The sequence below is a fragment of the Evansella cellulosilytica DSM 2522 genome (assembly GCF_000177235.2).
Taxonomy (GTDB): domain Bacteria; phylum Bacillota; class Bacilli; order Bacillales; family Salisediminibacteriaceae; genus Evansella; species Evansella cellulosilytica.
In genome coordinates, this window is sequence record NC_014829.1 from 2,862,590 (window position 1) to 2,882,445 (window position 19,856).

Genomic DNA, 19,856 nt, shown 5'->3' on the forward strand with positions numbered 1-19,856 from the left:
TTAAATGTTGAATATTTTAGAACAATAAAAAAGCCTGTTATAGTTTGCTAGTTTCAAAGAGGGTGATTCAAAGGAAAAATCAACCTTTGAATCACCCTCACCCCTACGTGTCATTTATTACACTTCTAAGAGAATCCATTCATTTCTTAATAACTCTAATTTTTTCTTACAACTTTTTATCTGTTCTTCATCACCATTTTGAAGTGCGTCATACAATGTTAGGAGCTCATAGTCAATCTCCATTTTTAAAACGGGGATTCTTTTCTCTCCGTCTTCTCTTTTTAACGTTTGAATGACCTTCTCCATGACATACACTCCCATCCGTATAAATTTACATGCTTCTGAAACATAGCAACATTCAAATTCTGTAAGCAAACGCCTGTCTTTTTCACCTGTTAAATTACTATAGCATATGATGCAAAGCTATAATTTGGAACCTTCAATTTCTTTATATGAGTCTTTTCCACAAAAATGAATGTGCTAAACTAGGCAACAATGCATTGTTTTTCAATTTCTCGACAATTTATGATAAACTATGGACAATTACTTCATTGAATGAGGGGGATTTATATGAGTTTTACAGGTTTTTCTCAAAAAGACTTTGACACTTTCCAAATAGACGGTCTTGATGAACGCATGAGTGCAATACAAGAGAGAATTCAACCGAAATTTAAGGCCATTTCTGAAGAAATTATTAACGATTTATCTGACATGGTAGGTCATGAGATGTTTTTACACGTAGCTAAGCATGCAAGAAGAAAAGTAAATCCACCTAAAGATACATGGTCAGCATACTGTCACAACAAGAGAGGCTATAAAAAACATCCACACTTCCAAATTGGAGTATTTGATGATCACATGTTTATATGGCTAGCTTATATTTATGAATTACCAAATAAAGCGGAAATAGCTACTGCTTTATTAGATAACATCGACTCGATTATAGAAAACATTCCAAATGATTATGTGCTATCTTTAGATCATATGGAAAAAAAAGCAGAGTCTCTTCAAACAATTGACTTAACAGGGGCTCTTGAACGGTTTAGAGATGTAAAAAAAGGAGAATTTCTAATTGGTAGACATATTTCAGCGAATGATCCCTTGTTGCAGGATGGAGATAAACTTATTGCATACATCCGAGATACTTTTCAAACTTTAACACCTATTTACAAAATATCGATGAGGTAACTTTATTACTTTACTAGTAAGCGATGTACAAGCCATCACAATGCAATTTTATTCTGGCGTAAGTGACAGCTTGTCGTCGCTTTCGTCATTTTTTCTTTACATCTTTATTACCTTTTGATCTTTTGCTTCTCTTGCCAATTTCATCACGTGATATGGTGATTGATCTGTCTGTTCTTCATAATCTTTAAAATAACCCTTTTCTTCACCTTTACTACGTACTACTTTCTTAAAATGATGATATAAAACAAGCATTAATTCTCTATCTATCCCTTTTTTATAAGCCTTATCTACTCCTTCATAAAAGTTAACAACATCAATGATTTCTTCTTTACTCCAATCCATAGATATAGGAATTATTACATCATCTTTCATAACAAAACACTCCTTCATATAAAACTATACTTTCCAAGTTTCATTCATTTTGGTATACTCTTTTTGTTTTATAAGAAGGATAACAAATATGAGTAAATGATGAAACTTTTTTCTTCATGTAGAGGTGAGCTAATAATGAACAACAAACAGGAAACAACGCCATTATTTGATGGCCTTTTAAAGCATATTAACACGAAACCAATCCAATTCCACATACCTGGGCATAAAGGTGGAAAAGGAATGGACAAGGAGTTTCGAAACTTTATTGGAGAGAACGCCTTATCTTTAGACTTAATCAATATAGCACCATTAGATGACCTCCATCATCCAGCTGGAATGATTCAAGAAGCACAACAGTTAGCTGCTGAAGCTTTTGGAGCTGATTATACATTTTTTTCTGTCCAAGGAACTAGTGGCGCTATCATGACAATGATTATGAGTGTATGTGGACCAGGTGAAAAGATAATCGTTCCAAGGAATGTACATAAATCAATTATGTCTGCTATCGTCTTTTCAGGTGCAACACCGATATTTATTCACCCCGATATCGATGCAACTTTAGGCATCTCTCACGGGATTACAACAGACGCTGTAACGAAAGCAATAGAAGCACACCCAGACGCAAAGGGGTTGCTTGTTATTAACCCAACATATTTTGGTGTTGCAGCTAACTTGCAAACGATAGTCGAAATCGCACATTCCTATGATATTCCAGTGTTAGTAGATGAGGCCCATGGCGTACACATTCATTTTCATGATGAGCTTCCTCTATCAGCAATGCAAGCAGGAGCAGACTTAGCAGCTACAAGTGTGCATAAATTGGGAGGTTCTCTAACCCAAAGCTCAGTATTAAACGTACAAGGCGATCGAATCTCGCCTAATAGAATTCAAAGCATTATAAGCATGCTTACTACTACATCAACGTCTTATTTATTACTAGCATCTTTAGATACTGCTAGAAGACGTTTATTTACAAAAGGTTATGATGAAATTTCAAGAGCAATTACGTTAGCTGATAATACTCGTAAACGGTTAAATGAGATTCCAGGTATATTTTGTCCAGGAAAAGAGCTCCTTAACGATCGAGCTATATTTGATATGGATCCAACAAAAATCATTATATCTGTAAAACAATTAGGAATCACTGGACATGATGTTGAACTGTGGCTTAGGGAAAATTATAAAATTGAGGTTGAGTTATCGGATCTATACAATATTTTGTGTATTATTACTTTTGGAGATACAGTTGAGGAAACAGAACTATTAATTGAAGCATTACAACATTTAGCAGATGAACATTATTCATACCTTAAAGATCAAGAAGATCATAAGGTGAATGTGTATGTACCAAATATTCCAACGCTCTCACTCTCACCAAGGGATGCCTTTTACGCAGAAACAGAGGCTGTCCCTTTAGAGATGTCTGCAGGAAGGATTATTGCGGAATTCGTTATGGTATACCCACCTGGAATACCAATCTTAATCCCAGGTGAAATTATCGACGAAGACAACCTTCAATACATTGCAAAAAATATCGAAGTAGGCTTGCCTGTGCAAGGGCCTGAAGATCCTTCTTTAAAAACGATTCGAGTAATCCAAGAAAGAAAAGCTTTTCTTTAAATAGTAAGGCTCAATAGGTTAAATTGAATTTATAGCCACAAGATAAGTTGTTCTGTATTTTTTCAGTGGCCACTGTTTTTTTACCTATCGTTATTTTATAAAAAAGTGTCTCAAAAGAAGCTGACCCTCTTTTTGAGACACTTTTATTTTTTGATTATACTTAATATTGAGGTTCAACAGACATATGTGGAAGCGTCTCCATAAAAAACTCTGATAAAGATTCAGCCTCCTGATGATCAGAAATCTTGAATACCCTCTGCAATTGCTCCACATCTTTAGCATCTTCAGCACACATGAGGAAGGATCGCCCAGTTTGCATACAAGTTACTAAAGGTTTCCCAAAAAACATGTTTGTGTACATCATTCCAAAATCATACCTTGACTTATCGGTAGTTACTCCAACAAATCGAACGTTAACACGTTCCGTCTCATCATACAACCGTTCGTAAAGTTCCACTAGGAAATCCCTCCTTTCTGAATTTTCTTAATTATATGATAATTGATGCGATTTTGCAACAATTAACACTTATTTACAATTTTATGGTATGAATTATATTATATCAGAAAAACATCATTGCTGTTTTATGAATGATTATTATTTTCTTTTGCCACCTTTGTAAAATTGGTTATGCTTTGCTTCTATAAATCTTACTAATTCATTCGTAAAAACAATATCTTCTTGCGTAAATACATAGGATTTTATTCACATTGTTACTGAAATGACATACTTCAACTCGTCATCAATATAAATTGGAGCCAAAATTGTCTGTTCATTGTCCTTTTTCACAAAGACAGCTATATTCCTAGCACATAATGATATAAAGCCGATCCCCATATTAACTTTACTATTATAGTTTTTTTCACCTAATATATATAGCGGGACATAGTCATCATTACAATTAGTATAAAAAATAGTGAACACACATCTTTTATCAAGATGAAAATCGTATAAAGTATCAATAACTTTTAAAAGGAAATCCTTACTATTTTGTGCATAGTCATAGGCTAACCCTACTTCCAAGCGTAGCTCATCCAAAAAATCAGATTTTTTCATCGCCCGCACCACCTAGCTGTTATTCCTGCAATCTGTTTTTTTATTTTAACACACGACGCCCCATTCTCGGTGTCATAATTTATAACAAAGAAATGTCGAAACGTAGAATTAATTGATAGATTTTAAATTCTCATTGGAAAATTTCTTTCTTATCAAATAAGGCTGATTTCGTAAAATTTGTTGATACTTTTAACTTGGTAAAACGAAAGGTAGTGACTCCATCAGGAATAGCAAGGGCTGCGAAAAGAGTATTAAATAAAGTGGCTCAAAAGGTTATGCCTTTTGAGCCGAATTGATCAAGTAAAACCGGTAAGACTGAAAAAGGAGATTGACTCACTAGGACACCATTTTATCCCCAAATGCTTAGTAATATCTCTCTTACTTCTTCGGGAGAGTATGGCTTCCAGAAAAACTGTCCGTAAATGAGGAGATCTTGATGAAGGTGTAACCCTCCTCCATCCTCGTTTACTGAATGACTCGTACCAGTATTCCCTACATAGCCAATGATTGTAGAAGCATCTACTTCATCCCCTACTGCTAGTCCTTCAGGGATACTATCCAGATGTGCAAATCGATTCATTACACCATTTTCATATTGAACCCACACTTGCATACCTCTTAAACGATCTAATATAAATTCTGGTGTCGTCCCTATCTCCGCTGCTACAGAGAGGTCTTTATTTCTAATGAGTGGTGAAGGATACTCCTCAAAGTCATGGTCAACACGGACAACTGTCCCTTTTGCCATAGCGTATATTGGTGTATCAGTTGTGATTGCAGTCCCAGATGCATAGTCATACCAATCAATACCTTCATGATAACCATTTCTATATGATCTAGGCGCACCAGGTAAGTGACTTTCTATTGTACTCACTTGCGCACCCTCAATCGGTAATTGTAAAAAAGAAAGATAATCTATCATCTCTTCAACACTCAATGCATATAAATCGAATGCTTCTTCACCGCGTGGACTCCATGCTTGTATGACAGATTCCTCCCATTGAAACGTTAACTCACTGTCTTCTTCGATTTGAAATGAAGTTTCTAACCCTTCCTCAATAAATGCTAACGTTAAATATGGTAGGTCATCTTCTACAACGAGTGATACTTCATCCGTTGCTAAGTACTCTCCATCTACCTCTAAAACTGGTACATCATATATTAAATAAAACTCTCTACCTTCCACTTCAATATGGATTGTTCGGTGCGTTTCATCGTAATCATAGTGACCACCAATAGCTTCCATCAGTTCACTAGCTAGTACTACATCATTCCCATCAACTTGGAAAAAGTCGATGTTTAACTCATTAATTGTGATTTCTTCTTCTGCTTCTCTTCCTTCATCAATTTCTGTTTCCTCTTCCACTTCATTATCTGTTTCTTCTTCAATATCCTCTTTAACATTTTCATTTTCTGAACATGCAAATACTAATAAACTAAAGAAAACTAACATCAATTTTTTCATTATCGATTCCCTCACATATGCTAAATAATATTTCTGCATTAGATTTTAAAAAGGATGTTACAAAGGACACTATCCCCTTTAATAACATCCGCCGCTTACAAATAGGTTGTTATTTTACTTAATTAACTTTGGATCAACGATCTCATACCCTTTTTCCCGTAATCCTTCTACTATATCAACAAGGGCGTCTCTTGTGAAGTCTCTATCGTGCATGAGGAGGTTCGCACCATCGCGTAAATATTTTGTTTCCACCATAATCTCTGCTAATGCTTCAGCTTCTCTATACTCTGATTCCCAATCGTATCCATACGTCCAGTTCATCCACTGCATTCCTTCTTCTTCCATCACTTGTTTGGAAATATCTGTATTTGCTCCGAACGGTGCACGGAAAAATCGAGGTCTCTCCCCTGTAATCTCTTCAATAAGGTCATTTAATTCGATAATCTCACTTCTCTGTTCTTCTTCAGATAAATCGTTCAAATTTTCGTGGTTCATCGTATGATTACCAATTTCAAATCCCATTTCATGGATCGTTCTCAACTTTTCTTCATCTTCCTCCGATTGAATTCCTTGACCATTAATAAAAAAGATAGCATTAGCATTCTGCTCATACAATATTTCTGCCATTTCTAAAGCGTACGTCGTATCGCTATCCATATTTAGAAATGAATCATCAATCGTCAATAGCACGACATTCTCAGGCGCGTCGGTGCCTTCAATAGGTACAACAGAAAAATGAGATGTCATTTCATATTGAGGTTCAATTTCTTCTATTTCCTCTTCTTCCACCTCATCAACTATTTCATCATCAGTTTCTATCGGTTCATCTAAATTTTCATCATCAACCTCATCTTCTTCAACCTCGTCTTCAAACATATCATCCGTCTCCTCTATATGTTCATCAATATCATTATCTATTGTATTATCTTCATTTTCTGAACATCCCATAGTTAAAATGACGATGGCACCAGCAAGGATACTTATTTTATATTTATTCATTTCATTACCCCTTTCATCGTTATGTATACGTAGAATTCTACCATACAGTAGAATGGGTTAAAATAATCATTTTATACTAAGTCAGTTTTGTATATAACAACGTAATTTACACATAATGTACTTGGGCTAGTAATTAAATAACTTTAAGTAATAAACGAAGGGTGGACATATGATGAAAAAATTAACGCCTGTTTTCTATATCTCTGTTGTCATTGCCTCCGCATTTATACTGTGGGGTGTCATTGCACCAGAAAACTTAGATTCAGTAACGGGCCACATACAAGGTTTTATTACAAATCAATTCGGCTGGTTTTACCTGCTTGCAGCAACAAGCTTTTTAGTATTTGCACTCATATTAATAGCTAGCCCTGTTGGGAGAATAAAACTAGGTAAAGATAATGATGAACCAGAATATAATTATTTAACTTGGTTTTCTTTCCTTTTTACTGCTGGTATGGGGATTGGGCTGGTATTTTGGGGCGTATCAGAGCCTATATACCATTTCTATGACCCACCAACAGCGGAAGTGATAGAAAGCCCAGAAAGAGCTGCGGCAATTGCCCTTCGTTATTCCTTTTTCCACTGGGGCTTACACCCATGGGCGATATATTCTGTAGTCGCGTTAGCATTAGCTTATTTTAAATTCCGAAAAGGGTCTGCTGGAGTTTTAAGTGCCGCTTTTGAACCAATACTAGGTGATAAAATAAACGGTGCAATTGGGACAACCATTAATGTTATCGTTGTTTTTGCGACGATATTCGGTGTTGCCACATCACTTGGCTTTGGAACTGCACAAATTAGCGGAGGAATATCAAATTTATTTACGATAGAAAACACACCTATGCTCTCCATGCTCGTCATTTTGGTGATTACTATTTTGTATATGGCGTCATCTTTAACTGGCTTAGACCGTGGTATTCGTATATTAAGTAAAACAAATATTTACTTAGCTTTGTTCCTTATGCTCTTCCTACTATTTTCAGGTCCGTCTAATTTCATCATGAACTCATTCACCCAGACACTAGGTGGATATATTCAAAACTTAGTAAGAATGAGTTTCCAGCTCGATACTTTTAACCCGGAATCAAGTTGGGTGGAAGGTTGGACTATTTTCTATTGGGCTTGGTGGATTGCTTGGGCTCCATTTGTAGGAACATTTATCGCTAGAGTATCGAAAGGCAGGACAATTCGAGAATTTGTTCTCGGTGTTATTGCAGTTCCAACTATTTTTGGCGCACTTTGGTTCTCTGTTTTTGGCGGTACAGCGATTCATTTAGAACTATTCGATGGTGTAGATATCATGGGTGTTATTGAAGAGTATGGTACAGAAATCGCATTATTTGCAGTACTGCAGGAATTTAACTTTGGTGTCATTATGTCTGGAATAGCGATACTACTAATCGCTTCATTCTTTATCACATCTGCCGATTCAGCAACCTTTGTATTAGGAATGCAAACGACGAACGGTAGCATGAATCCATCAAATAAAGTGAAGTTCATCTGGGGTGCAATTCAATCACTAACTGCTGCGGTATTACTATGGTCTGGCGGGCTAGATGCTTTACAAACTGCATCCATCATCGCTGCCTTTCCGTTTACGATCATTATGATATTTATGATTGTAAGCTTAGTGAAAGCACTACGCGCAGAAAAAATTCCCCCGAGACAAGTTAGAAAATATGACTAAATAAAATTATATATCAAGAGGGTATCCTACATGTTGCAGATAGGATTCCCTCTTTTTTGTTTGAATGGTTTCTGTTAGAACGAGGGATTTTGTTTTTCTTTAATCTTGATTATACAGGTTTACTTTATCTTACCTTCGTTAATGTTTTTCTTAGTTTAAGGGCAGATTGGGACCTCGCCATCTGCCCCACCTCTATATAACTTTGAAATATCACAAAAAATTTCAATAATTTCCCCATTCATTATTAATTATTACTAATACAAAGCTAACACCTCTTTTATATCATAAGCTTTCATTTATATAACAGTTATGTTACGAACAGCTTTTTGATTTAAAAAAATGCTAATATGAAGGTAATTATATTAATAGAGGTGGCTAGTATGGCATTAAAATTTTGCTTATTAATATTCTCTAGTTTATTGTTAAGTAGTTGCTTTTCACAGGAAGCTGATAGTACTAGTAATCCTTTTCAATTATATGAAACGCAAGAAAATATGCCTATAACATTTCTATTTTCTGATGACAATCGACTTGATGAAGAAGTTAGTTATTACGATGCTCTATTAGACTTTAAAAGAGAGCACCCTAATCGAATTCATCAAATACAAATCGTCTCTATCCATGACGAATCGTTAGTAGAACATTTCCATATCGAAACACATCCTACTTTAATCATTATCCAGGATGATGATATTAAGGTAAGAATAGAAGGCTATAAAGAAGCAATTGAAATTCTCACAGAGCTTGAGACTAGACTTATTCAAGAACAAGAAACTTAAAGACCCTGACAGTGGAAAAACGTTGTCAAGGTCTTTTAATTTTTGAAGTAGAAGCTCTATATCCCCCATGCCCTTGTAAGAATACTCGGTTCCCTTCGTTATTGCTTTAAGACGATTAGAAAGTAACATAATCAATAAACCTACATAAATAAAGCCGCTTAGCAAATGTACTAAGCGGCTTTATATTTTTATTTTACGATGTGTATTGGCATACCTAATGCAACTTCAGCAGTTTCCATCGTAATTTCACCAAGTGAAGGATGAGCATGAATCGTTAATGCTAAGTCTTCAGCAGTCATTCCAGCTTCAATTGCTACACACGCTTCAGAAATCATATCTGAAGCATTAGCACCAGCAATTTGAACACCAAGAACGAGACCATCTTCTTTACGAGTTACCATTTTCATGAACCCGTCAGTCTCATTTAACGATAATGCACGGCCATTTGCTGCGAATGGGAATTTAGCAACGACTACGTCATAGCCTTCATCTTTTGCTTCTTTTTCTGTTAATCCAACTGTTGCAAGCTCTGGACCAGAGAATACTACAGCAGGAATCGCTGTATAATCAATAACAGATGGATGACCAGCAATCGCCTCAGCTGCTACTTTAGCTTCATAAGATGCTTTATGAGCTAATTGAGGACCTGGTGCAATATCACCGATAGCAAAAATATTTTTTACAGATGTACGACATTGTTCATCAACTTTGACGATACCTCTGTCATCTATTTCAACTCCAGCTTGCTCTAGGCCTAATTCTTCTGTATTTGGTCGACGTCCAACAGTTACTAAGAGAATATTGCCTTCGAACTCTTCAACTTTTCCTTTTACCTCTGCAGTTACTTTTACGCCATCTGCAGTTTCTTCCATTTCTTGAGCAAATGCTTCCGTTTTAATTGTTACGCCGTTATTTTTTAAACGTTTAGCAACTAACTGACTCATTTGCTTTTCAAAACCAGGTAAAATCGATTTAGTACCTTCTAAGATCGTTACTTCAGATCCTAAGTCAGCATAAGCAGAGCCTAACTCAACCCCGATATAGCCGCCACCGATAACGACTAGCTTCTTAGGTACTTCTTTTAGCGCTAATGCGCCAGTAGAAGAAACAACTTTTTCGCTAAATTTGAATTTAGGTAGTTCAATCGGACGAGATCCTGTTGCTACAATTGCATTATTAAACTTGTAAGTTTGAGAAGATTTTTCATCCATAATTCTAACTGTTGTATCATCAACAAAATAAGCTTCCCCTCTTACAATATCCACTTTATTTCCTTTTAGTAGTCCTTCTACCCCACCTGTAAGTTTGTCAACAACAGATGCTTTCCACTTTTGAACTTTAGAGAAATCTAATTTCACATCACCAACAGAAATCCCCATATCTTCTGAATTGTTCGCTCTGTGATAACGGTGTCCTGCCTCGATAAGTGCCTTAGATGGAATACAACCTACGTTTAAGCAAACTCCTCCAAGGTTTTCACGTTCAACAATTGTTACTTTTTGCCCTAACTGCGCTGCTCTAATTGCAGCAACATATCCGCCAGGACCAGAACCAATGACTAGCGTATCTACTTCAACTGGAAAATCTCCTACTACCATATTATTAGCCCTCCATTACAATTAATTGTGGGTCGTTCAATAATCGCTTAATGTGATTTAACGCATGCTGAGCTGTTGCCCCATCAATGATACGGTGGTCGAAGCTTAACGATAATGCTAATACTGGTGCAACAACTACTTCCCCATCACGTACAACTGCTTTTTCAGCAATACGTCCTAAACCTAAAATAGCAACTTCTGGATGGTTAATTACCGGTGTGAACCATTGCCCTCCAGCTGACCCGATATTTGTGATTGTACAAGAAGCACCTTTCATTTCATCTGGAGCTAACGTACCTTCACGCGCTTTTGATGCAAGCTGATTAATTTCATCAGAGATTGCAAAAATAGACTTTCTATCTGTATCTTTTACAACTGGCACAAGGAGACCTTTTTCTGTGTCTGCTGCGATACCGATGTTGTAGTAATGTTTATGAACAATTTCATCTGTAGAATCGTCTAAAGATGTATTTAGCATTGGGTATTCACGTAGTGCCGATGTTAATGCTTTTACTACATATGGTAAATAAGTTAGCTTAATTCCTTTTTCTGCACCCACTTCTTTAAACTTCTTACGGTGTGCTACTAAATCTGTTACTTCAATTTCATCCATTAATGTAACGTGTGGAGCTGTATGCTTGGAATTAACCATCGCTTTAGAGATCGCTTTACGAATACCAGACATTTTTTCACGAGTTTCAAGTTCTGCATTAGCTGGCTTATAAGGCGCAACTGGCTTTTTCTCTGCAGTAGCTTCTGGTGCTGATGGTGCTTCCTGTGCTGCTTCAGCAGTTGGTTGACCACCCGATAAGAAGGAATCGATATCCTCTTTAACGATACGCCCATTTTTGCCACTACCATTAACTTGTTGAATAGTAACGCCTTTCTCACGTGCATATTTACGAACAGAAGGCATCGCAATTACACGACGATTTTCATCTACTTCAACGTGTGCTGCAGGTTCGGAAGCCTCTTCTGCCTTCGCTTGATCTGTAGTTTCAGCTTTCGCTTCTTCTTTAGGAGCTTCTTCCTCATGATCTCCATGAGCTGAAGGCGGTTGAACTGCATCTGTTTCGAAAGTAATAATTACTGATCCAACAGTTGTTACGACACCTTCCTCAACATGAATTTTTTGTACTTTACCATCAACAGGAGATGGAATTTCTACTACAGCTTTATCATTTTGTACTTCACAAAGTACATCGTCTTCCTTCACTTCTTGTCCTTCTTTTACTTCCCACTTCACTATTTCACCCTCATGGATTCCTTCACCAATATCAGGCATTTTAAATTCGTACGCCACTAATAACGCCTCCGTTTCGTTTCAGTTCTCGAAAAATAATGTAAGGAGGACTGAAAAGGTAAACCCCTTTTCAGCCTATTTAAGTCAATTATTAAAATTCAATGACATGCTTTGCTTTTTCTACAATGTCCTTGTAGCTTGGTAACCAAGCATCTTCCGCAGATGCAAATGGGAAGATTGTATCAGGAGCAGTCACCCTTAAAACAGGAGCTTCTAGACTTAAAATTGCACGCTCATTTATTTCTGCAACAACATTCGCTGCAATTCCGGCTTGCTTTTGTGCTTCTTGTACTACGATAGCACGGTTTGTTTTTTCAACTGAAGCAATAATCGTATCAATATCTAACGGAGAAATTGTCATTAAATCGATAACTTCAGCTTCATACCCTTCTTTTTCAAGCTCCTCTGCAGCTTTTAACGAAGAGTGAACCATTGCACCATATGTGATGATTGTAACGTCTTTTCCTTCACGTTTTATGTCTGCTTTTCCTAATGGGATAGTATATTCGCCTTCAGGTACTTCTCCACGGAAAGAGCGGTATAATTTCATATGCTCTAAATATACAACTGGGTCGTTATCTCTAATTGCAGAAATAAGTAAACCTTTTGCATCATAAGGAGTAGAAGGGATTACTACTTTTACGCCTGGCGTTTGAGCCATTAATCCTTCTAAGCTGTCAGCATGAAGTTCAGGAGTTTTTACTCCTCCACCAAAAGGAGAACGAATAGTCACTGGTGAGCTGTAAACTCCTCCAGAACGATAGCGCATACGAGCCATTTGCGCAGCGATTGCATCAAATGTTTCAAATACGAATCCAAAGAACTGAATTTCCATTACTGGGCGGAAACCAGTCACACTTAAACCAACTGCTAAACCGCCAATACCAGACTCAGCTAAAGGGGTATCAAATACACGATCTTCCCCAAATTCTTTTTGCAACCCTTCAGTTGCACGGAATACACCACCATTGTTACCTACGTCTTCACCGAATACAAGAACATCTTCATTGTTCTTTAATTCGACACGCATTGCATCAGTTATCGCTTGGATCATTGTCATTTGCGCCATAGCTTATTTCGACTCCTTTGCTGTATATTCTTCCTTTTGCTCCTTTAAGTTGTATGGAAGTTCCTCATGCATTAAATCGATGAGATCCGTTACTTTTTGTTTAGGAGCATTATCTGCTTTTTTGATTGCTTCTTTGATATCTTCTTTCGCTTGTTCTACTACTTCGTTCTCTTCTTCTTCCGTCCAAAGCTTTTTAGCTTCTAGGAATTTTCTAAAACGAACTAGTGGATCTTTCTTTTCCCACTCGTCATCAAGATCAGAAGTACGGTATCTAGTAGGGTCGTCACCAGCCATTGTGTGTGGACCATAACGATATGTTAACGTTTCAATTAATGTTGGACCATTTCCATCTAATCCGCGTTTACGCGCTTCTTGTGTTGCTGCATAAACAGCTAGAATATCCATTCCATCCACTTGAACACCGTGAATACCAGCAGCAACTGCTTTTTGAGCAATTGTTTTTGCAGCTGATTGCTTTTCAACAGGAACAGAAATAGCGAAGCGGTTATTTTGAACTACAAATACTGCAGGAACATTATATGCACCAGCGAAGTTCATTCCCTCATAGAAATCACCTTGAGATGCACCACCGTCACCAGTATATGTAATTGCTACTGCATCTTTTTGCTTACGCTTAAGACCCATTGCTACACCAGCAGTTTGTGTGATTTGTGCACCAATAATGATTTGTGGCATCATTACATTTACGCCCTCCGGCATTTGACCACCAGCTAAGTGTCCTCTAGACCAAAGGAAAGCTTGTTCTAACGGTACACCTTGAAAAACGATTTGTGGGATATCACGGTAACCTGGTAAAATCCAATCTTGTTTCTCCAGTGCAAATTGTGAACCTATCATTGATGCTTCTTGTCCAGCTACAGGAGCATAGAATCCTAAACGACCTTGACGGTTTAATGAAATTGCACGTTGGTCCCAAATTCTTGTGTAAACCATACGCTTCATTAGTTCTTTAAGTTGCTCATCAGAAAGATCTGGCATTGCTTTCTTGTTAACAACTTCTCCATCCTCGTTCAGTATTTGAAACGTTTCGAATTGACTTTCAATTTTTTGTAATTCCTTTGTTTTTTCCATGAATCAATTCACCTCTTCCTTTCTTATCGCGATGAGTGTTATAAAAAATTTATTTAAAAAAACTGTTCCCAATTTTTTTCGCCATTGTTTAGGATAACCCATCATGTATAAAACAATGTGAAAATATGCTGTTTCAGTTTCTAAAATGACATATACCCTCTCGCATGTTTTTTAATCAGGCTAACATTTTGTTGTTCTGTCTTATAATTTAAAAATAAAGACTAATACAATTTTCTTTACGTTGATTAGTTTACATGAAAGTTTTACTAACCGTCAACGGTTTTGCCCCTTATTTTTAAAGTTTTTACTGAAGTTATATAAAAACTAAAAAAAACTCATTCACAAACTGTTATATATAATAATAAGAACTGTTATATATAAATACTAAACAATCTATCTTATATTATTTTTGTTTCGTCAACTGTATTGTTGTCAATGAATGTTACATATAAAAAAATAATTAGACAGTAAACATCGTACGTTTAAGCACTCAGCGTGAACGTTGCGCTCAATTCAACGTGTGACGAATTTACAAAAACTAGTAACACTACAAAAAGAGGTGGCTCAAAGTGATAAATCCCCTTTGAGTCACCCCTGGAAAACATAAAATAACATCTAGTTAGCATCAAAAACAACATCTAATTCCGCCGCTTCATAAAAATCCCTTTTTGCATCATTGAAAGCGGTAGTATATTGGTTAAACATATCATTGAACTCATTTATTTCGTTATATGCTTCGTTCACGATGTCGTGCTGTGCTTGTAACTCATCAACAGTTAATTCCTCTTGAAATACCATCGAATACAATTCAATATCAATGTCGATAGTTTCTACATATTTATTATATAATTCGTTATATGCCTCATATCGATTTTCCATCGCACTAACCATTTCATCAGCTTGCTGTTTTATCTCTTCATCTTCAATATCATCGATAAATGCTTTGGCTAATGCAAATTCCTCATAAGCTGCATCTATAATTTCTTTCTCTTCTACCATTAATTCTCGACGACTTTCAGCAGACTCAATCGCTTGCTGAGCTAATTCTTCTATTTCAGATAATTCAGATAAAGTTAGCATTTCTTCATATAGTTCATATTCCATGTTCTCAGCTTCGGTTAAAGGGGCCTGTTTTTCACCTAATTCCACCTCAATTGCCACAGCCTCTTCAAGGTGCTCGTACATAAATTGCGCTGGGTTTTCACTTTCGTTAAAACAACCAGTTAAAAATATTGCTAACATAAAGATGATTACTGTGTATATTTTGTTCATATTTTTTCCCCCTAAAATCCTGTAGTAATATTTTTTACCCTTCATTAATTATATAATAAAAAAACAATCTTTTACAAAAATATCTTTATTTCCGTTTACATTTTTACTAAATATAGGCAAGCATCCATTCAAAGTTGTGATTAACGCATAGCATAGTACTATACCGCGCTTAGAGGGCGAGTTAGGATATCATCTAAATTAAAGGAGGCATTGCCATGTACGGATATGGTGGTGGAAATGTTTATGGTCCATGCTCCTATGGCTATGGTGCACCTGTATATGTAGCTCCTGCTGCTCCTACTTATGGGCACAGTGGAGCGGGCATCGGGATTGCGTTAATAGTCGTTCTTTTAATCTTGATCATTATCATTGGTGCCGGTGCTTATAGATATTACGCATAGCACTATTTAAGAAACGGGAGTATTATTACTCTCGTTTTTTCTTATACTTTTTATTTTCTCTATAATAATATATAGTATGACTAGATAAAGAAAATAACACTTTGTTTTTGTTTTTCTGAAAGGAGAATGATGATGCTGACAATGAAAGATGTAATTAGAGAAGGACATCCAACACTTCGTAAACGCGCTGAAGAAGTGAACCTTCCAGCAAACGAAGAAGATACAGCCATTTTGCAAAATATGATTGACTTTCTCATACATAGTCAAGACCCGGAAATTGCGGAAAAATATGATCTACGTCCCGGAGTTGGGATAGCGGCTCCACAAATCAATGTTAGTAAACGCATGATTGCTGTAAGGGTTGACGACCATAATGAAAACCTCATTGAAGTTGGATTATTTAATCCTAAGATTATTAGTCATTCAATTGAAACGACTCATTTAGAAAATGGAGAGGGCTGTCTGTCAGTTGATAGAGAAGTTCCAGGTATCGTCCCTCGATATGCCCGAATTAAAGTGGAGGGTACTTCGATCGACGGAGAAAAAATTACTTTAAAGCTAAAAGGGTTACCTGCCATTGTTTTTCAACATGAAATTGATCATTTAAATGGCATTATGTTTTACGACCGTATAGAAGGCAGTGATCCATTTAAAGAACCACTCCCCCCTAATGAAATCATAAAGCGAAATGACTATGAAGAGCCATTAACATAAAAAAACGCCGAAATCCTATGGATTATCGGCGTTTTCCCTCTTATAATAATCCAACTTTAACTAATCCTTTGTAAATGCCATCATCATTTACGTGATCTGTAACGATATCAGCTGCCTTTTTCGCTTCCTCTACTGCATTCCCCATCGCTATACCGCAACCTACATATTGAAGCATTTCTAGATCGTTTAATCCATCACCAAATGCAAAAGCATCCTTTTTATCAATATTTAATTCCTTCAACATGTTTTCAATACCTTTCGCTTTAGAGCCGCCAGAAGGTAAAACATCAATGGCACGTTCATGCCAACGTACATAATCAAAAAATGCATGATTTGTAGAATAGAAGCTTTCTTCATTTTTATCCACAAATAATAAAGCTTGGTAAATACTGTTGTCATGGTGAAACGATTCATGCTTATCAGGATGAGGCAAGTTCAGTGATCCCATGCTTGATAAAATAGCAGGATGGTCGGACACATTAGCATATATATCAGACTCGTTTAAAAAGACCATTGGATGACCATTTTCTCTCGCCCTCGCCTCAAGCTCTAACATTTCTTTTTTTGCTAAAGGGTTACTAGACAATACTTCTCCGTTAAACACTACATAAGAACCATTAAAGCTTACGTACGAGTCAATTCCCAATTGTGAGGATATCTCTCTCAAATGTAGAGGAGCTCTTCCTGTTGCAATAGCTACAAATATATTATCTTTTTTTTGAAGCTCTTTAATCGCATTTTTAGTTGACTCGGGTATTACGTTATTTTCATTTAGTAACGTTCCATCAATATCAAAAAAAACAACTTTTTTATCCATTTTACCAACAATCCTTTATTGAAAAATAAATTTTATATTACTTAAATCTACATTTCGAACGCTTTTTTGTCAAAGGAATTTCCATACTTTGCCGGACAAGATTTTAGAAAAGTGACAAACAATAAAAAAAAAGAATCGTTATTCTTGAATTGCGAGGAAGGAGGGTTTAAAATGTTGAAAAGGTGGAGAGAACGAATATTGAAACGTTGTCGGGATTTACTCCCAAAAAATTTATATGCATAATTGGCTAAATCCTTCTTTCTCAAAGGGGAAAGAAGGATTATCCTTTATCTTATAAATTTTGTATAATAATATCGTTGTTTATACAATTGAATAACTTGGGGATAACATACATAGGAGAAATAATTTGAACATTGGAAGTATCAATTGATAAATGATCCTATCGTATTTAATACATTATAAATAAAGCAAGGAGAGGATTATTATGATTTTTAAGATTTTCTATCAACAAGACACGTATGAGGCACCAGTTCGTGAAAAAACGGAAGCTTTGTACATCGAAGCAGAAAGTGAAGAGGAAGTAAGAAAGAAGTTAGCGGATCGCAAATACAACATTGAATTTATAACCCCCCTACAAGGTGATTCGTTAGACTATGAACAACAAAGTGAAGATTTTAAATTGGAGAATGTGTAATATGAAGGCGAAAAATCATCAAGCTGCGGTCTTTGCGCTAGGGGGTTTAGGCGAGATCGGAAAAAACATGTACGGAGTCCAGTTTCAAGATGAAATTATCATCATCGATGCAGGGATTAAATTTCCAGAAGATGAACTTCTTGGAATAGACTACGTCATACCTGATTATACGTACTTAGTTAAAAATCAGGACAAGATAAAAGGGTTATTTATTACACACGGTCATGAGGACCACATCGGTGGCGTTCCGTACTTATTGCGTGAAATTAATATTCCTATTTATGGAGGAAAATTGGCTTTAGCTTTAATTCGTAATAAACTTGAAGAACACGGTTTAATGCGTGGTGCACAACTACGTGAGATTCATGAAGATGAAATTGTTAAATTCCAAAAAACATCGGTCTCATTTTATAAAACAACACATAGTATTCCGGATTCTTACGGCATTGTAGTTAAGACTCCAGCAGGAAATATCGTCCACACAGGTGATTTCAAATTTGATTTTACCCCAGTAGGAGACCCAGCGAATTTAACAAAAATGGCCCGTATCGGTGAAGAAGGTGTGCTCTGCTTACTGTCAGATAGTACAAACAGTGAAATTCCTGGTTTTACAATGTCAGAGCGTAAAGTTGGTGAAAGTATTGACCAAATTTACCGATCGGTTGAAGGTAGAATTATATTTGCAACCTTTGCTTCAAATATTTACCGTTTACAGCAAGCAGTAGAAGCAGCAGTAAAATACCGACGTAAAATTGCTGTTTTTGGAAGAAGTATGGAATCTGCTATTAATATTGGGTTAGAGCTCGGCTATATCAAAGCACCAAAAAGCACCTTCATTGATGCTTCACAGCTTAATAAACTGCCAGCTGACCAAGTGACTATATTGTGTACTGGAAGCCAAGGGGAACCAATGGCTGCACTTTCACGCATTGCTCATGGTACTCATAGGCAAATTCAAATTATACCTGGCGATACTGTCGTATTTTCATCTTCACCAATTCCAGGTAATACATTAAGCGTTAGTAAAATCATTAACCAACTATATCGCGCTGGTGCTGAAGTCATTCACGGATCATTAAATGATATTCATACTTCAGGGCACGGTGGCCAAGAGGAACAAAAGCTTATGCTTCGATTAATGAAGCCTAAATACTTTATGCCGATTCATGGAGAATTCAGGATGCAAAAAATGCATACCAAGCTCGCAGTCGATTGTGGAGTGCCTGAAGAGAATTGCTTCCTAATGGACAATGGAGATGTACTAGCTCTTGATAAGAGTGAGGGCAGTCTGGCTGGAAAAATACCATCTGGTTCCGTTTACGTTGATGGAAATGGTATAGGTGATATCGGGAATATCGTACTTCGTGATCGTCGTATCCTTTCAGAGGAAGGCTTAGTAGTTGTCGTTGTAAGCTTAAACATGAAAGAATTTAAAGTTTCCGCAGGCCCTGATATTATCTCACGTGGTTTTGTCTATATGCGAGAATCTGGCGACTTGATTAATGAGGCACAAGCAAAGCTAGCAGAACATTTAAATGAATTAATGGAAAGAAAAACGACACAGTGGTCTGAAATTAAAAATGAAATAACAGACATGCTTGGACCTTTCTTGTACGAGAAAACAAAACGTAAGCCTATGATTTTACCGATCATTATGGAGATATAATTAGTTGAGGATGACTCAAAAGGTCGAATTTCACCTTATGAGTCATCCTCTAAGCATTCTGCGGAGCCTCCGCAATCTCTTAAAGCCCATTATAAGTGAATTTCT

20 protein-coding genes are annotated in these 19,856 nt (G+C 36.5%); 8 read left to right on the plus strand and 12 right to left on the minus strand.

Annotated elements, in window-relative coordinates; translation table 11 throughout:
* Nucleotides 1–117 precede the first annotated feature (117 nt).
* The gene (locus tag BCELL_RS13165; protein ID WP_013489243.1) at nt 118–306 is read right to left on the minus strand and encodes a hypothetical protein; all 189 of its coding nucleotides are present in this window, start codon (nt 304–306) and stop codon (nt 118–120) included.
* Nucleotides 307–570: 264 nt separating this feature from the next.
* Between BCELL_RS13165 and BCELL_RS13170 the strand changes: the two genes are divergently transcribed.
* On the plus strand, nt 571–1,188 hold the full coding sequence (locus BCELL_RS13170; protein WP_013489244.1) for a DUF1054 domain-containing protein: 618 nt from the start codon (nt 571–573) through the stop codon (nt 1,186–1,188).
* 96 nt (nt 1,189–1,284) lie between these two features.
* Here BCELL_RS13170 and BCELL_RS13175 read toward each other — a convergent pair whose 3' ends face one another.
* Nucleotides 1,285–1,560 (minus strand): UPF0223 family protein, encoded by a 276-nt coding sequence (locus tag BCELL_RS13175; protein WP_013489245.1) that lies wholly within the window; start codon nt 1,558–1,560, stop codon nt 1,285–1,287.
* Nucleotides 1,561–1,695: 135 nt separating this feature from the next.
* On the opposite strand from BCELL_RS13175, the gene BCELL_RS13180 reads away from it, so the two are divergent.
* A complete protein-coding gene (locus BCELL_RS13180) occupies nt 1,696–3,180 on the plus strand; it encodes an aminotransferase class I/II-fold pyridoxal phosphate-dependent enzyme (protein WP_013489246.1) in 1,485 nt (494 codons plus the stop codon).
* A gap of 160 nt (nt 3,181–3,340) precedes the next feature.
* Here BCELL_RS13180 and BCELL_RS13185 read toward each other — a convergent pair whose 3' ends face one another.
* From BCELL_RS13185 to BCELL_RS13200, 4 genes are all read right to left on the minus strand, one after another.
* Nucleotides 3,341–3,637: a DUF3055 domain-containing protein gene (locus tag BCELL_RS13185; RefSeq protein WP_013489247.1), complete on the minus strand. Its 297-nt coding sequence runs from the start codon at nt 3,635–3,637 to the stop codon at nt 3,341–3,343.
* Nucleotides 3,638–3,883: 246 nt separating this feature from the next.
* The gene (locus tag BCELL_RS13190) at nt 3,884–4,234 is read right to left on the minus strand and encodes a hypothetical protein (RefSeq protein ID WP_013489248.1); all 351 of its coding nucleotides are present in this window, start codon (nt 4,232–4,234) and stop codon (nt 3,884–3,886) included.
* 349 nt (nt 4,235–4,583) lie between these two features.
* Nucleotides 4,584–5,699 carry a M23 family metallopeptidase gene (locus BCELL_RS13195; protein WP_013489249.1) on the minus strand — a complete coding sequence of 372 codons (1,116 nt, stop codon included), beginning with the start codon at nt 5,697–5,699 and terminating at the stop codon, nt 4,584–4,586.
* Between the two features lie 114 nt (nt 5,700–5,813).
* The gene (locus BCELL_RS13200) at nt 5,814–6,698 is read right to left on the minus strand and encodes a polysaccharide deacetylase family protein (protein ID WP_013489250.1); all 885 of its coding nucleotides are present in this window, start codon (nt 6,696–6,698) and stop codon (nt 5,814–5,816) included.
* A gap of 172 nt (nt 6,699–6,870) precedes the next feature.
* On the opposite strand from BCELL_RS13200, the gene BCELL_RS13205 reads away from it, so the two are divergent.
* Nucleotides 6,871–8,385 carry a glycine betaine uptake BCCT transporter gene (locus BCELL_RS13205; protein ID WP_013489251.1) on the plus strand — a complete coding sequence of 505 codons (1,515 nt, stop codon included), beginning with the start codon at nt 6,871–6,873 and terminating at the stop codon, nt 8,383–8,385.
* A gap of 380 nt (nt 8,386–8,765) precedes the next feature.
* The gene (locus BCELL_RS13210; RefSeq protein ID WP_013489252.1) at nt 8,766–9,164 is read left to right on the plus strand and encodes a hypothetical protein; all 399 of its coding nucleotides are present in this window, start codon (nt 8,766–8,768) and stop codon (nt 9,162–9,164) included.
* A gap of 188 nt (nt 9,165–9,352) precedes the next feature.
* Here BCELL_RS13210 and lpdA read toward each other — a convergent pair whose 3' ends face one another.
* From lpdA to BCELL_RS13235, 5 genes are all read right to left on the minus strand, one after another.
* Entirely contained in the window at nt 9,353–10,762 is a 1,410-nt protein-coding gene (gene lpdA, locus BCELL_RS13215; RefSeq protein ID WP_013489253.1) for a dihydrolipoyl dehydrogenase, read from the minus strand.
* Between the two features lie 4 nt (nt 10,763–10,766).
* A complete protein-coding gene (locus BCELL_RS13220) occupies nt 10,767–12,065 on the minus strand; it encodes a dihydrolipoamide acetyltransferase family protein (RefSeq protein WP_013489254.1) in 1,299 nt (432 codons plus the stop codon).
* A 91-nt stretch (nt 12,066–12,156) separates the two neighbouring features.
* Nucleotides 12,157–13,134 (minus strand): alpha-ketoacid dehydrogenase subunit beta, encoded by a 978-nt coding sequence (locus tag BCELL_RS13225; RefSeq protein WP_013489255.1) that lies wholly within the window; start codon nt 13,132–13,134, stop codon nt 12,157–12,159.
* A gap of 3 nt (nt 13,135–13,137) precedes the next feature.
* Nucleotides 13,138–14,226: a pyruvate dehydrogenase (acetyl-transferring) E1 component subunit alpha gene (gene pdhA, locus BCELL_RS13230; protein ID WP_013489256.1), complete on the minus strand. Its 1,089-nt coding sequence runs from the start codon at nt 14,224–14,226 to the stop codon at nt 13,138–13,140.
* 615 nt (nt 14,227–14,841) lie between these two features.
* Nucleotides 14,842–15,498, minus strand: coding sequence for a YkyA family protein (locus BCELL_RS13235; RefSeq protein WP_013489257.1), 657 nt, complete (start codon nt 15,496–15,498; stop codon nt 14,842–14,844).
* A gap of 215 nt (nt 15,499–15,713) precedes the next feature.
* On the opposite strand from BCELL_RS13235, the gene BCELL_RS13240 reads away from it, so the two are divergent.
* Both BCELL_RS13240 and def read left to right on the plus strand, forming a co-directional pair.
* Entirely contained in the window at nt 15,714–15,899 is a 186-nt protein-coding gene (locus BCELL_RS13240) for a YjcZ family sporulation protein (RefSeq protein ID WP_013489258.1), read from the plus strand.
* Nucleotides 15,900–16,031: 132 nt separating this feature from the next.
* On the plus strand, nt 16,032–16,613 hold the full coding sequence (gene def / locus BCELL_RS13245; RefSeq protein WP_013489259.1) for a peptide deformylase: 582 nt from the start codon (nt 16,032–16,034) through the stop codon (nt 16,611–16,613).
* 40 nt (nt 16,614–16,653) lie between these two features.
* Here the strand turns inward: def and BCELL_RS13250 are convergent, their stop codons facing one another.
* Nucleotides 16,654–17,430: a Cof-type HAD-IIB family hydrolase gene (locus tag BCELL_RS13250; protein ID WP_013489260.1), complete on the minus strand. Its 777-nt coding sequence runs from the start codon at nt 17,428–17,430 to the stop codon at nt 16,654–16,656.
* Nucleotides 17,431–17,875: 445 nt separating this feature from the next.
* Between BCELL_RS13250 and BCELL_RS13255 the strand changes: the two genes are divergently transcribed.
* Both BCELL_RS13255 and rnjA read left to right on the plus strand, forming a co-directional pair.
* Nucleotides 17,876–18,085 carry a DNA-dependent RNA polymerase subunit epsilon gene (locus BCELL_RS13255; protein ID WP_013489261.1) on the plus strand — a complete coding sequence of 70 codons (210 nt, stop codon included), beginning with the start codon at nt 17,876–17,878 and terminating at the stop codon, nt 18,083–18,085.
* A gap of 1 nt (nt 18,086) precedes the next feature.
* Nucleotides 18,087–19,751 (plus strand): ribonuclease J1, encoded by a 1,665-nt coding sequence (rnjA, locus tag BCELL_RS13260; protein WP_013489262.1) that lies wholly within the window; start codon nt 18,087–18,089, stop codon nt 19,749–19,751.
* The last annotated feature ends 105 nt before the right edge of the window (nt 19,752–19,856 follow it).

Bases quoted from the DNA above. Each gene is read 5' to 3' on its own strand.
- BCELL_RS13165 (WP_013489243.1), bottom strand. From the start codon at position 306: ATGGAGAAGGTCATTCAAACGTTAAAAAGAGAAGACGGAGAGAAAAGA.
- BCELL_RS13170 (WP_013489244.1), top strand. From the start codon at position 571: ATGAGTTTTACAGGTTTTTCTCAAAAAGACTTTGACACTTTCCAAATA.
- BCELL_RS13175 (WP_013489245.1), bottom strand. From the start codon at position 1,560: ATGAAAGATGATGTAATAATTCCTATATCTATGGATTGGAGTAAAGAA.
- BCELL_RS13180 (WP_013489246.1), top strand. From the start codon at position 1,696: ATGAACAACAAACAGGAAACAACGCCATTATTTGATGGCCTTTTAAAG.
- BCELL_RS13190 (WP_013489248.1), bottom strand. From the start codon at position 4,234: ATGAAAAAATCTGATTTTTTGGATGAGCTACGCTTGGAAGTAGGGTTA.
- BCELL_RS13195 (WP_013489249.1), bottom strand. From the start codon at position 5,699: ATGAAAAAATTGATGTTAGTTTTCTTTAGTTTATTAGTATTTGCATGT.
- BCELL_RS13200 (WP_013489250.1), bottom strand. From the start codon at position 6,698: ATGAATAAATATAAAATAAGTATCCTTGCTGGTGCCATCGTCATTTTA.
- BCELL_RS13205 (WP_013489251.1), top strand. From the start codon at position 6,871: ATGAAAAAATTAACGCCTGTTTTCTATATCTCTGTTGTCATTGCCTCC.
- BCELL_RS13210 (WP_013489252.1), top strand. From the start codon at position 8,766: ATGGCATTAAAATTTTGCTTATTAATATTCTCTAGTTTATTGTTAAGT.
- lpdA (WP_013489253.1), bottom strand. From the start codon at position 10,762: ATGGTAGTAGGAGATTTTCCAGTTGAAGTAGATACGCTAGTCATTGGT.
- BCELL_RS13225 (WP_013489255.1), bottom strand. From the start codon at position 13,134: ATGGCGCAAATGACAATGATCCAAGCGATAACTGATGCAATGCGTGTC.
- pdhA (WP_013489256.1), bottom strand. From the start codon at position 14,226: ATGGAAAAAACAAAGGAATTACAAAAAATTGAAAGTCAATTCGAAACG.
- BCELL_RS13235 (WP_013489257.1), bottom strand. From the start codon at position 15,498: ATGAACAAAATATACACAGTAATCATCTTTATGTTAGCAATATTTTTA.
- BCELL_RS13240 (WP_013489258.1), top strand. From the start codon at position 15,714: ATGTACGGATATGGTGGTGGAAATGTTTATGGTCCATGCTCCTATGGC.
- def (WP_013489259.1), top strand. From the start codon at position 16,032: ATGCTGACAATGAAAGATGTAATTAGAGAAGGACATCCAACACTTCGT.
- BCELL_RS13250 (WP_013489260.1), bottom strand. From the start codon at position 17,430: ATGGATAAAAAAGTTGTTTTTTTTGATATTGATGGAACGTTACTAAAT.
- BCELL_RS13255 (WP_013489261.1), top strand. From the start codon at position 17,876: ATGATTTTTAAGATTTTCTATCAACAAGACACGTATGAGGCACCAGTT.
- rnjA (WP_013489262.1), top strand. From the start codon at position 18,087: ATGAAGGCGAAAAATCATCAAGCTGCGGTCTTTGCGCTAGGGGGTTTA.